Annotated in this window: 9 protein-coding genes; all 9 read left to right on the top strand. The window is 52.9% G+C overall.

What is annotated here, in order from left to right:
* Positions 1–4: 4 nt before the first annotated feature.
* Positions 5–220: a hypothetical protein gene (locus DMB44_RS09410; RefSeq protein ID WP_161952104.1), complete on the top strand. Its 216-nt coding sequence runs from the start codon at positions 5–7 to the stop codon at positions 218–220.
* On the top strand, positions 177–500 hold the full coding sequence (locus DMB44_RS05405) for a hypothetical protein (RefSeq protein ID WP_110641611.1): 324 nt from the start codon (positions 177–179) through the stop codon (positions 498–500). Before DMB44_RS09410 ends, DMB44_RS05405 begins: the two co-directional genes overlap by 44 nt.
* A gap of 55 nt (positions 501–555) precedes the next feature.
* A complete protein-coding gene (locus DMB44_RS05400) occupies positions 556–1,338 on the top strand; it encodes a hypothetical protein (protein ID WP_110641608.1) in 783 nt (260 codons plus the stop codon).
* Positions 1,339–1,429: 91 nt separating this feature from the next.
* Positions 1,430–2,224: a hypothetical protein gene (locus DMB44_RS05395; protein ID WP_110641606.1), complete on the top strand. Its 795-nt coding sequence runs from the start codon at positions 1,430–1,432 to the stop codon at positions 2,222–2,224.
* A 101-nt stretch (positions 2,225–2,325) separates the two neighbouring features.
* Complete coding sequence (locus DMB44_RS05390; protein ID WP_110641604.1) at positions 2,326–2,811, top strand: hypothetical protein; 486 nt, start codon at positions 2,326–2,328, stop codon at positions 2,809–2,811.
* 6 nt (positions 2,812–2,817) lie between these two features.
* Positions 2,818–3,222, top strand: coding sequence for a hypothetical protein (locus DMB44_RS05385; RefSeq protein ID WP_110641602.1), 405 nt, complete (start codon positions 2,818–2,820; stop codon positions 3,220–3,222).
* Between the two features lie 15 nt (positions 3,223–3,237).
* Positions 3,238–3,501 carry a hypothetical protein gene (locus tag DMB44_RS05380; RefSeq protein WP_110641600.1) on the top strand — a complete coding sequence of 88 codons (264 nt, stop codon included), beginning with the start codon at positions 3,238–3,240 and terminating at the stop codon, positions 3,499–3,501.
* A 22-nt stretch (positions 3,502–3,523) separates the two neighbouring features.
* Positions 3,524–4,225 carry a hypothetical protein gene (locus DMB44_RS05375; protein ID WP_110641598.1) on the top strand — a complete coding sequence of 234 codons (702 nt, stop codon included), beginning with the start codon at positions 3,524–3,526 and terminating at the stop codon, positions 4,223–4,225.
* 63 nt (positions 4,226–4,288) lie between these two features.
* Positions 4,289–12,865: a PKD domain-containing protein gene (locus tag DMB44_RS05370; protein WP_110641596.1), complete on the top strand. Its 8,577-nt coding sequence runs from the start codon at positions 4,289–4,291 to the stop codon at positions 12,863–12,865.
* Positions 12,866–12,879 lie beyond the last annotated feature (14 nt).

The raw sequence follows: 12,879 nt of genomic DNA, 5'->3' as shown, positions 1-12,879 counted from the left end.
AAGCATGGAAAAGGGAAACAATAGCATCGAGCTCCGCCTTTTCGTTTTTTCAGCAGCCTCATTCACCATGTCAGGCGTAGCCCTCTTGTTCCTTCTGCCCTCAGATCAATTCCAGCGGTTCAGCGCCGGCATCCTTCTTTTTTCGGGCATGATGGCCATTTATTCGCTATGGGCGATTGTGGTCCACAGGCGAGGAAGAAAGCATGAAGACGGATCCTGATCAGAATGAAGTCCTGGTTTCAAGGATAATCGAGGTGCTCTCCAGATACAGCAACAGATGGCTCTCCGTGCGGAGCATCTGCATACAGATCGGCAGAGAATATGGCGAGGAGCCTACGGCGAGGAGCGTCCTCCTGATTTTGGAAGCCCTGGCAGCCGACGGCTACGTTGCCATGCGGCAGGAAAAGGGCAACAGCAGGAACCTGAACTGGTTCAATTTCCTCCACCACCGCGCCCCAGACGGCAACGGCGAAAAACGGAGCAATCAGCTGGTCCGCTGATCCTTCATGCTGGTTTTCCCGCAAGTATTTGAATGAGTTTGGCTTTTTGTTTTTGATGGTTTCACCAACATCATGGTTCACCCGCGGTTCGGGCGATGAAGCCCAGCACATACCAATTTCCCAGCCGAAGCCGGCTGCGCCTCAGATGACGCTCGCGAATGTACCCGTCAACGGGATGGACGATGAGTCCCGACAACTCCTCCAGACCATATTTGCGCTGAAGGATGCGGTTCAGAATGCCTCTTCTCTGCAGGCATCTGTAAACGGCTATGTGGAGACGTTGAAAAATGACATGGGCCATGACCACCCTCTGGAGTATGCAGAGATGGCCGCACTTTTTTCCCATGTGGGCAACGGCTTTGCAGCCCTGCTTTCATACCTGAAGAAGATGCTCAACAGCCAGAGCCTCCCAAGATCCATGGACTATGCCCTCAGGAGAGCCATTGCACTGCACAAGCAGGTCATGGACCTGGTCAAGATCCTAAGTTCTCCGTACATGATGCTGAGGCCTGACGCTGAAAATGCGGCTCAGGATGAGTTCCAGGTGAGCAAGGCGCTGCTGTCCATCATTGAACTTGGTTCGCAAATAGAAAACGCTCTCAAATCACGCGGATCAGTGCAGGTCTTTGGATACAGCCCTGAACACAGCCCCAAGTTCGATTACCATAGGATAAAAAGGAAGGAGCTGATGAAGATGCTCAACAGCGCCCCGTCCAGCCCCCCATCAGCTGACAGCAGCCAGCAGCTGCCGGCGGAGATTCAGCCGGAGCCTTTGCCAAACCAGATCTCGGCAGTCCTGCAGTCGAACATGCAGCAGGGCCAGCCGTTGGAGCCTTGAACGATCTTGCCGCTGAAGCACCTGCGTTTTGCCGCCGCCATCACCAATCGCTAACTTTAAGAATGATTTCGTTTAGAAAAATTTGAGAACAATGGCTGAGACAAAAAAAAGCAAGGGCGAGCGTCTCACGATCTTCTCCCTGATAGTCTTCATTGTGATAGTGCTATCGGGAGCGTTCGCGGGATGGAGCGCCCAGGAAATGAGTGCTGTGCAACAGCACACCTCAGTTCTGACATCGGATACAGTACCACACTACGTCTACTACGTCAACAGCACAGGCGCCTATGCAACGTCTTTCGCGCTGACCAATGAGACAGCAACGGTTACTCCGGGATCTGCAACCGACATATTGATCACAGGAGCCAAACTCGGTCAGTTCAACGCTTATGCGGTGAACAAGCTGACAGTGTACCTGAGCGGAGTGGACATAGCGACGAAGAACGCAACAGGAGCCACGGTCTATAAGAGCATGACCGGCAACATGACCATAGTCTTCGGGTACGGCACCACAGCGGCTTCCTTCACGCCTGCATATGCAGCCAAAGTGCCGCTGAACGGTACAATTGACTACAATATCCCGGTAAGCCCGGCGATGCTGACCGGCCCCCAGAACGATACTGTGATGGTCAAGCTTGAGTTCCCGTCTGAGCCGGCAACTTCGTACAAAGTCATGCTGACTGCCAGCGGGGTGTCTTCTGGTGTCTTCAACTACACCACGGCTGAATATGTTGCTGAAGTTGCTGCTGGAATAATTGCACTTGTCGGCGTCTTCCTGATGCTGCCGTTCCATGATATATCAATAAAGACGATGAAGGCGAAGGGCGTATCAGTTCCGTATGCCGGCAGGAAGGCTGGATCCGGTGGAAGAAAGAGAGGAAAGAGGTGAGAGAGCTGGTAAAGAAGAGAAATGGAAGGAAAAGTGGAGCGCGAAAGAGGACAGTGAAGAGAAAGGCTTCGCGAAGAAGAGGAAGGAAATAGAGGGTGGATATGGTAACAGCAAAGAAGATAAATGTGGAAGCCAAGATGTACAGCACCACGTGGGACCTGTGGGCAAGCGTCTTCGCAGCCATTATGGGTCTGTTCGGGCTGGCGCTGTTCATGACCAAGCCCTCAGTATCCATCAACGGCACGGTGATAACCCTAACCCATGGGATGTTCATCTTTGGGCTGCTAACCGGTGCAATGTTCTGGGCTCTTGTTGAAGAGGTCACAAGGCCTAGGAGAAGCATAGTGGATCTGCTGGTAAGGTTCTTCGGTTCGATGATCATCGGCGGCTTCATAGGAGCATTCATAGCCTACTACTTTGACTGGCCGCAGTACGTTGAGGTCGCAGCTTTTGCAGGCAATCCGGCAGCGATGTTCCTGCTTATCGTGACCTTCTTAGCGTTTGTGGCCTTCCTGGTCGTTGCAGCATACATGCATAACAAGACATTCATAAAGCACGAACTGATGAACAGCGGCCAGAACAGGTGACCGGCCATGCTGGGCAAAAAAATAAAAGAATACCTTGGGACATGGTTCAGAAAGCTGAAAGAGAAGGCAAAGGGAGAGGCAACGCTCTTCTTCCTCCTTCTTTTTCCAGCGACATGGGAAACTTTCCCCTCAGTAAGCAGCATACTGAAGCTCATATGGGATTCGATCTTTGAGCCGATCGTGAATGCGATAACCAGCGGCATATCGCTGCTGCTGCACGATATATTCGGCGGCTTCGGTTCGTCGATACAGACCATGTTCCAGAACTGGTCGTACTCACTGCAGGGTTTGGGCATATGGGCGCCTGTGATATTCGTGATAGTCATAGGCCTCGCCGGCGCTGTGATGTACTTCTGGTTCGATGCGTATGGAATAGAGAGGGACGTCCTCGGTGCGGAAGAAGATGTCTGACCTCGAGGCCGTTCAATGTCTACACTTTTTTCAGCACTCGGGCGTTCCGTTATAATTTTCTTTCATCTTATAGCCCAGGTCATAGGCTCTGGTTTTTCTCAATTCTTCGCCATATTCGGGAATGCCATTGGAAACATATTCGGAAGGTTTGCTCTGGAACTCTCGTCCATAAGGCCTGAATGGCTGGCCCCAGTGGTCTTGGTCTTTCTGGTTTTGTTGGGCATTTCCCTTGCTTTCCTTGTTCTGATAGCATTCAGGGGGATCGACGATGCAGTTTAGTCGTCTCGTTCCTTTTTTCTTAATGGTTTTGGCCGTATTCATGCTCCTTGCCGTTCCGCCGGCCGCAGCTGTACAAACCGCATCGCCGTACTCCTCATCCTATTCGGTGACCGTATCCCTGCCATCTCCGATCTATGCCGGATCTCAGATCTCCATATCTGTGGCGACCGATTTGCCCGGCGCATCGTCCTTTACGCTTTATGTGAACGGTAGTGAGGTTGCATCCGCTCAGGGTAGTAGCCCCGCATCCATACCATACACCTTTCCTTCAGAGGGTTCCTACAGCGTGTATGTGATCGCCAAAAATTCCACCGTGGCCATTTCATCGCCCATAATGGCGATCAGCGTCCAGCCCCCGAAGACCTCTTCTGGCGGCTTCTTCGGCTGGCTTGCCAGTGCTGGAGCTGCGATTGAGAACATATTCACAGATCCATCTTCCATAGTCTCAGACTTCTCTTCGCTTGTCTCGGGTATTGAAAACGCAATGGGCTCATTTGGGAATGATGTCATTGGGCAGGTTGTTGCAACGTTAGAGGGCTTCGTTCTCTCCGCGTTCACCTTCCTCTCTGGGGTAATCACCCAGGTCTTCAATGGAATGGCTGTTTCTGTGGCAGATCTTGCGGACAATGCAGGCCTGTTCGGGCCGATAATCGCCATGCTGGTGATCCTGGTGATTTTCCTTGGCATTTACACACTCTTCAAGCTGGGCGTGGACCTTCTCTGATCCTCCTCGAAAATTTTTCCAAGTTATTTTTATTGTTTTCGTGCATTTGTGCATTGATAAAGCATGAAAGATCGTTCAAGGCGTCTCTTTCTTCTGGTTGTTGCAACCGTGATGCTCTTCTCTGCCCTCGTTCCGGCTGAGGTCCCGCTGAGCCATTTTGATCCCCACATTGGGCCTGAATGGAGAGTAAATCCGTTTACATACTATACCTATACGGCCACGGTAAACGTTCATGAGAGCGGACTGAACTCCGACGTATCCTCATGGGGTGCGTATCTCCACGGGACCGAAAACAGCGCAAGTGGATCAGCAGCTCCAGGGGAAACGATCACCCTCGTCGCAGAATGGAAGACGTCTCAAGAAGGAGGCGGAATATCCTTTGAGGTCGACTGGGACAGTGTCCCCGGCTGGAACACGCCGTCGTACCAAGTGATATTCGCATCTCCTGGAGGAACGTACAGCGTTACAGGCACTTATACCCCCTTCTCCGTGTCGATCACGGCGTCGAAGACCACGCTGGATGCAAATCAGGCCGACAGCTTCTCCATCTCATCCAACACCGGTACGTCCCCCTTTTCCTATCAGTGGTATTTGAACGGCAATCCTGTGTCCGGAGCCACTTCGTCCACATGGAATCCTACAAGCCTGCCCAGCGGATCCGACACCGTATACGTGATCGTGTATGGTGCCTCGTCGTATGCGCAGTCCAACACCGTAGGCCTTACGGTAGATTCGTCCCTATCGCTTTCAATATCGCCGTCACACAACCCCGCCGATGAGGGCCAGTCCATTGCCTTCGATGCAATAGCCTCCGGCGGCTCAGGGTCCTACTCATCCTATTCTTACGTCCTCTACGACGGCACATCTACATCAGATTCTCAGCTTGCATCAGGCTCCACATCATCGTTCTTATATTCATTCAGTTCTACCGGTCAGTTCCTGCTAGATTATTCAGTGACCGATTCAAACGGAAACACCGTCTCGGCGTCCCTGACAGAGACCGTCAATACAGATCCATCCGTAAGCATATCCTCATCCCAGAACCCAACCGATGTGGGAAAGACCATAACGCTGAGCTCGTCCGTGTCAGGCGGCACATCCCCGTATTCGTATCAGTGGTACCTGAACGGAAACGCCATATCAGGAGCAACATCATCCACATATTCTGTTTCCTACTCTTCGTCCGGAACCTACGACTACTATGTCGCGGTAACTGATGCCGCAGGATACACGGTCGATTCTAACACGATCGACGAAACTGTAAATACAGGTCCAACAGTCTCTGCCTCATCCAACGTCAGCACTGCAGACGTCGGGTATCCCATAGAGTTTTCGGCTACGCCTTCGGGCGGTACCTCTCCGTATACGTATTCATGGATCATAGGCGGCTCTCAGGTATCTACGAGCCAGGACTTCTCATACACGTTCAGCTCCGCCGGATCCTACACGGTCACCGTTACCGTCACTGATGCGGTCGGAGAAACGTACAGCGCATCCGTAACGGTCACGATAAACAACAACCCATCAGTGTCCGTATCTTCGAGCCAGAATCCCACAGATGTCGGTAATAGCGTTACATTCACAGCATCCGAATCCGGTGGAACAGGCTCGATATCGTACGCGTGGTACGTCAACGGAGCGTCCGAAGGATCCGGCTCCACGCTCTCCTATTCCTTCTCATCATCCGGTTCGTACACTATCGAGGTAGTAGTCACGGACAGCGACGGGCATACAGCATCATACACGATAAGCGAATATGTGTTCAACCCGCCTTCCGTATACATTCTCAACGATATGACCCCGGGCGTATTCTACGTCTACTCGTACACGTCCGCCCCCTACGAAGGCGCTGTGCCCTATTCAGAGATCGCCTCGTACCCGCTCATCATGCCGGACTCGTTCCAGAACAACGTATCAACATGGACAGGCACCTTCGTAGATGGCGGCTTCGGCTACGACTACGGAAACCCAGCATACAACGGGCAGACATTCCTGGGCAGGCCTAACGTCCCGTACCCGTCGAGCCTCAGCGTCCTGAACACTGAGCCGAGTGGAGGCGCATACGATGAGGGCTACGTTGCCGTAACTGTCCTGTACTTCGGCGGTGGAACGTACACTTTCTACGGCGAATACGACGACAACGGCGCCATATGGATATCGGACAACGGCGTCAACTGGATATCCGTCCTCGGCGATAATGCATGGCACTCCGAAGGTGCAACCGAGTATTCCGGAACCGAGACGCTTTCGGCTGGCTGGTATTTCGTTGCGGTTGACAACGGCAACATGGGCGGAGGGCCTTCCATGTCAGCCCTGAACATCACCGGCGGTCCCATATCCACCTCCGGAACTCCGCCAATCATATCGTCCACGGACGCTGGAAACACACAGTTCTTCCTCAGCGTGATAATAGGCGGTTCTACCAGCGGGACCGCTCCATCATCGGCAGGATACACATGGAGCTGGACCGTCGGTAGCAGCACGTACACAACTCCTGCGTTCAACACAACGTTTTCTGCAGGAACTTACACTGTCGATCTTACCGGCAAGGACGGCATAGGCGTATCTGGATCGGCCAGCGCCACCGAGACGGTCAACGCCGATCCTTCAGTAAGCATATCGTCTAGCCAGAACCCGACTGATGTCGGCAACTCCATTACATTCACAGCATCGGCTTCAGGCGGAACTGGTTCTTATTCATACCAGTGGTACCTCAACGGCAATCCTGTGTCCGGAGCTACGTCGTCCACATATACAACTTCGTTTTCCTCGTCTGGAACCTATAATATCTATGTAGTTGTCCATGACGGTATTGGCAATTCAGCTCAATCAAATACGATTACCGAAACCGTGAATCCAGATCCATCCGTAAGCATATCGTCTAGCCAGAATCCAACGGATGTCGGGAACAGCGTCACGTTCACTGCGTCCGCTTCCGGAGGAACGGGGGCATTCTCATACACCTGGTATCTCAATGGAGCAGTGCAGTCGTCTACCACCTCTACATTCTCAACGTCCTTCTCATCTCCCGGTACCTATTACGTCAACGTGACGATCAAGGACTCGGTCGGCGACTCAGCATCATATTCATTTACGGAGACGGTGTATTCAGATCCATCCGTAAGCATAACCTCTTCCCAGAACCCCACAGACATCGGCAATAGCGTCACATTCACCGCTTCCCCCAGTGGAGGTTCTGGTTCATACACGTATCAGTGGTATCTGAACGGTGCAGCAGTGTCGGGAGCAACCTCATCGACATATACAACGTCTTTTTCGTCTTCCGGCTCTGATTCTGTCTATGTCATAATCAAGGACAGCGTAGGCAATTCTGCAACCTCAAATACGATAGATGAGACGGTAAATCCTGATCCATCCGTAAGCATAACCTCTTCCCAGAACCCCACAGACATCGGTAATTCCGTTACGTTCACAGCATCACCAAGTGGTGGTACAGGAAGCTACACATATCAGTGGTACTGGTCCAACGGTACGGCAATATCAGGAGCGACCTCACAGTCATACACCACATCATTCTCTTCCTCAGGAACGTATGGTGTCTATGTCATAATCAAGGACAGCGTAGGCAATTCTGCAACCTCAAATACTATAACTGAGACTGTTAATACAGATCCATCGGTTTCGATCTCATCATCCCAGAACCCCACAGACATCGGTAATTCCGTTACGTTCACTGCGTCCGCTTCAGGCGGAACTGGTTCTTATTCATACCAGTGGTACTGGTCCAACGGTACGGCAATATCAGGAGCCACATCCTACCAATACACTACGTCCTTTACTTCCTCCGGAACCTACGGCATATACGTCGTGGTCAAGGACGCAAACGGCAATACGGCTCAATCTTCAACTCTAACTGAGACGGTGAACGTAGATCCATCAGTGGCGGTGAGCGAATCACCCAGCCCAACAGATACAGGCGTTCCTGTAACGTTCACCGCATCAGCTTCCGGTGGCACCGGCTCGTATAATTACACCTGGACGATCAACGGCGCCACATACTACGCTCAGGATCCAACGGTCACTTTCAGCGAGCCTGGCACATACACGGCCTCGGTCACGATCAGGGACTCGTTGGGCGATACTGCCTCCGCATCTGAGACAATAGTGGTCAACCATCAGCCGTCCGTTTCAATATCCGTTCAGTACAATCCCGTTTACGCCGGCACAAATGACCTGTTCAGGGCATCCGGATCCTACGGAACCGGCTCGTATAATTACACATGGCTCAACGGTTCTGCGGTAATAGGATACGGGGCCTATCTGACCTACAAGTTCGGAGCTCCAGGCACCTACACAATCGAGGTTAAGATAAGGGATGGCCTGAACCAGACGAACACTTCAGCGGTAGCTATAACAGCCGATCAGCTCCCCTCAATATACATTGCAGGCCCGACAAACATAACCTATGGAAAAGAGAACTATTGGGGCATAGTTGTAAACGGCTCCATAGCCGGCGGAAACGTGTACTGGTTTGTAGATGATATCAACCAGACTGCCGACGCCAACGATGTGCAGATCGGTCTCACGTTTGAGAACACCAGCATCGCATCATTCCCCATATCTGCGCACTACATCGTTCAGGGAAAGTGGTACAACGTATCAATAACCGTCAGGGCAAACACACCCCCAACCGCTGCCATAACCGCCAAGTACACGAGCGTTGACGCGGGTGTTGTGGATCTGTTCGATCCGTCCGTCAGCGGCGGCTCGCCCGGCTATACGTACAGATGGGATATACAGGGGCACATATTCAACACTGAGAACGTCACCTATTCCTTCTCATCATCAGGTTCGTACAACGTCACGCTGACTGTGACCGACGGAGACGGCGTCACCGCAACCGCAACCACAGTCATAACGGTCAATACAGATCCATCCGTAAGCATATCGTCAAGCCAGAACCCCACAGACATCGGCAACTCCATAACATTCACAGCATCAGCTTCAGGCGGAACTGGTTCTTATTCATACCAGTGGTACTGGTCCAATGGTACGGCAATATCAGGAGCCACGTCCTACCAATACACTACGTCCTTTACTTCCTCTGGAACCTACGGCATATACGTCGTGGTCAAGGACGGCATAGGCTACTCCGTTGAGTCCTCAACGCTGATAGAGGCTGTCAATGCAGACCCATCGAGCCAGATCTATGCACCGAGGGCATCGCTCGATGCCGGTCAGGGTGAGACATTTACCGTGAAGGTTTCAAACGGTACATCTCCGTACAAATACGAATGGTACGTCAATGGCCAGGCCTTATCAAACAGCTCGTCATTCAGCTATTCCTTCGCTTCGCCCGGAAATTACACCGTTGAGGTCGAGATCACGGACGCCGTTGGCAAGACCGCGGTCTCATCTACCACGGTTACCGTGCATCCAGATCCATCGGTGTCGGCAAAGGCAGATTACTCGCAGATGGATGCAGGATACGCAGAGACATTCACCGCATCCGGGTCTGGAGGCCTCAGCCCGTATACGTATGAATGGGTGCTGGACGGTAACGTCATATCCACTTCCGCATCGTTCACCTATGTGTTCAACGCGGTGGGTACATACACGGTAACCGTGAAGATGACAGACGCAAACGGCTATACCGTTTCAAGCAACGTTACCGTCGATGTTGTTTCACCGCCGTCTGTCTCCTTCAGCGTCAAGTATGTGTACATAGATCAGGGCGTACAGGACGAATTCAATGCAACGCCTCTCTACGGCACATCCCCGTACAACTACACATGGTACGTAAATGGAGCCATCATAGGATATGGTCCATCGATCGCCCATGCCTTCCCAGCACCCGGGACCTACTATGTAAACGTCACGCTGAGGGACTACTTCGGCTACACCGCCACTTTCTCGCGTGCTGTATATGTCGAGCCGCTGCCTGTAGCATCGATATACGCCAACCGCACGGCGATCGATGAGGGCATGTCCGTATCGTTCCTGTCCGGCGTGTCCGGAGGCGTCTCTCCGTACAACTATACCTGGGAGATCAACGGAGCGGTCTTCGCCTACGGCGCGGACGCATCGCATGCCTTCCCATCATCAGGATCGTATACGATCACGCTGATCGTTAAGGACTCCTTCGGCGAGGCTTCGAGCGCATCGGTTACGATAACGGTCAACGCCCCTGTGAGCGTTTCAATATCGGATTCGGCCAGCTCCATCGATGAGGGCATGTCCGTATCGTTTGCATCGCATGTCTCTGGAGGCACCTCTCCTTATACGTATGAGTGGTACGTAAACGGCAACCTTGTATCGTCCCAGCAAGATCAGACTTACTTGTTCGCTGTGCCTGGCACATACACTGTGAAGCTCGTAGTCATCGATGATCTTGGCCACAACGCCACATACAGCGTATCGGTCGTCGTAAACCCGGCGCTTCATGCCTCCATATCGGTCAAATACCCGACCGTCGATGAGAACATCACGGACAACATAACGCTGACAGCTGCCAATGGAACGCCGTCATACACGTACGCAGTATTGATAAACGGCGTCAAGGTGTCCTCATCCTCTTCGTATTCGCAGTACTTCACGAAGGCCGGCACATACGAGATAACCGCCTATGTGAACGACTCAGCCGGCGAATCGGTAATCCTGCGCTCCACAATAACGGTGAGGCCCAACCCGTCCGTCTCCATCGTTACGCCCACGAACCGCACTGATGCAAACGTGCCCATAGAGTTCAGATCCATACTCGCAAACGGCACGGGCCCATACACATATTCATGGCTCATAGCCGGCCATACCTACTCCAATGCCACGCTGACGTTCGCATTCCCGGCCTCAGGCTCCTACGTTGTGCAGCTCACCGTGACAGATGCATTCGGAAGGGAAGCCATAGCCGAGATAAATGAGACCGTATTTCCGGACCCGCACGCATCGCTGATAGCGCCTTCCAGGATCATCGCCTCCGAGCAAGAGCAGCTCTCGCTTAACATATCCGGCGGCATCAAGCCGTATGCCGTGCAGTGGTACTTCCCGTCAGGCGAGCAGTTCTCCGGAGCGAATATTACGCATGCATTCAGATCCGCAGGGCCGGAGACCTTCGAGGTTCAGGTGAAGGACGCATCGGGCTACGTCGATGTCCAGAACTTCTCCGTCACCGTGCATCTCTATGTGGCCATAGCTGCGAATGAAACCTACGGCTTTGCACCGCTTGCCGTGCAGTTCTCCTCTTCTGTCCTCGGCGGTTCGTCGTACGCCTACAACTGGTCTTTCGGGAATGGCCACTACTCGCTCCAGCCAGATCCGGTGTACGTTTTCCCCTCAGGAAATTACACGGTAACGCTCAGCGTGGTGGCATCCAACGGTGCAACTGGATCTGCAAGCCTCACCGTAGAATCGCTTCCCGCGCCCGTAACGTTCTTATATTCGCCGACGGTGAACGGGACAATACTGACCACATTCCACTTTGAGGCCATACCGAACTGGGACGCGCCTGGCCCGTACAGCATGTCATGGTCGTTCCCCAACGGCCAGACGCTGACCGGAATGAACGTATCCTACAGGTTCCCCATATACAACGAGTTCAACACTGTCATAGCTACGTTCAAGTACAACGGCGGTACGTACGTCCAGTACCTCAAGGTGAGGCTGTATCCAGCGCCGATATCCGTATCGTTCACGCTGCCAAAGGTAATGCCCGTAGGCACACTGGTGGACGTGAACGCAACGGTCACCGATCCAGATTCGAGCGTCTATACGGTCACATGGGAGTATATGGGCCATAGCCTGTCAGGCCAGGAGCAGGAGCTCTACTTCCCAACGGTCGGCAATTACACGGTGTCTGCATACGTTGTCGATTCCCTCGGCGCAACCGCAGCGTATTCGGTGAATGTGTCCATACTCCCGGTATCGACCAACGCCAACATAGTCATCGAGGCCCATTCCGTGGTCAACGGACCATACACGACCTACGAAATAACCGTGCTTTCTTCAGCACCGCTCTCCATTGTAGAGGCCTTCATAGGGACGCAGGTCCTTGAGCCAACGCTTGTCAACACCACAGACGGCTATCACTACAACCTGACGCTCTACGCCGGAGACTATCCAGCTGGCACAAACAACCTCAAGATAGTGGCCTTCACGGTAAACGGGGAGTCCAACTTCATCGTAGTGCAGTACTTCGTATCGTCGCAGTTCGGGCGCAGTCAGGGATTCTCTCTTGTGAGCTTCTTCGGAGGAGGCCTGGACATGGTGATATCGCTGCTGTCCATCGTCACGGGTATAGGCCTGTCTGTGGCCTTCTATCTCGACCGCAGAAGCCGCAGGACTATCGATCTCAACATCGGTGGCTTCGATGTTAAGGCGAAGAGGTCGGTTGTGGACAGCATGCTGAGCAGACTGCACCGCGGAAAACAGAACCCAGTGGTTCCAACGGGCCTGAACCTTCAAATGCCCGTACAGAACCCTGTTGCCCCGCCACCTGTACAGCCAAGGCCTGTCCAGCCGCCGGTTCAACCACAGGCCCCGCCTCCGATACAGCCGCCGGTACAGCAGCAAATGCAGATAGGCAGGCCTGTCCAGAACCAGCTCTTCCTCAACTTGCCGCAGAGCCAGCCGAAGCGGGGTGGCCTCAAGGGATTCTTCAGCGCATTCAGGAAGAGAAGAATGTAGGAAAAACAAGGAAA

Origin of the sequence: Thermoplasma sp. Kam2015 (assembly GCF_003205235.1) — an archaeon.
Lineage (GTDB): Archaea > Thermoplasmatota > Thermoplasmata > Thermoplasmatales > Thermoplasmataceae > Thermoplasma.
Note: the sequence above shows the minus strand (reverse complement) of the source record. Positions and strands in the feature narration are given on the sequence as shown.

Excerpts from the sequence above, each read along its gene's own strand:
- DMB44_RS05400 (WP_110641608.1), top strand. The coding sequence starts at position 556 with ATGGTTTCACCAACATCATGGTTCACCCGCGGTTCGGGCGATGAAGCC.
- DMB44_RS05395 (WP_110641606.1), top strand. The coding sequence starts at position 1,430 with ATGGCTGAGACAAAAAAAAGCAAGGGCGAGCGTCTCACGATCTTCTCC.
- DMB44_RS05385 (WP_110641602.1), top strand. The coding sequence starts at position 2,818 with ATGCTGGGCAAAAAAATAAAAGAATACCTTGGGACATGGTTCAGAAAG.
- DMB44_RS05370 (WP_110641596.1), top strand. The coding sequence starts at position 4,289 with ATGAAAGATCGTTCAAGGCGTCTCTTTCTTCTGGTTGTTGCAACCGTG.
- DMB44_RS05375 (WP_110641598.1), top strand. The coding sequence starts at position 3,524 with ATGGTTTTGGCCGTATTCATGCTCCTTGCCGTTCCGCCGGCCGCAGCT.
- DMB44_RS05380 (WP_110641600.1), top strand. The coding sequence starts at position 3,238 with ATGTCTACACTTTTTTCAGCACTCGGGCGTTCCGTTATAATTTTCTTT.
- DMB44_RS05390 (WP_110641604.1), top strand. The coding sequence starts at position 2,326 with ATGGTAACAGCAAAGAAGATAAATGTGGAAGCCAAGATGTACAGCACC.
- DMB44_RS09410 (WP_161952104.1), top strand. The coding sequence starts at position 5 with ATGGAAAAGGGAAACAATAGCATCGAGCTCCGCCTTTTCGTTTTTTCA.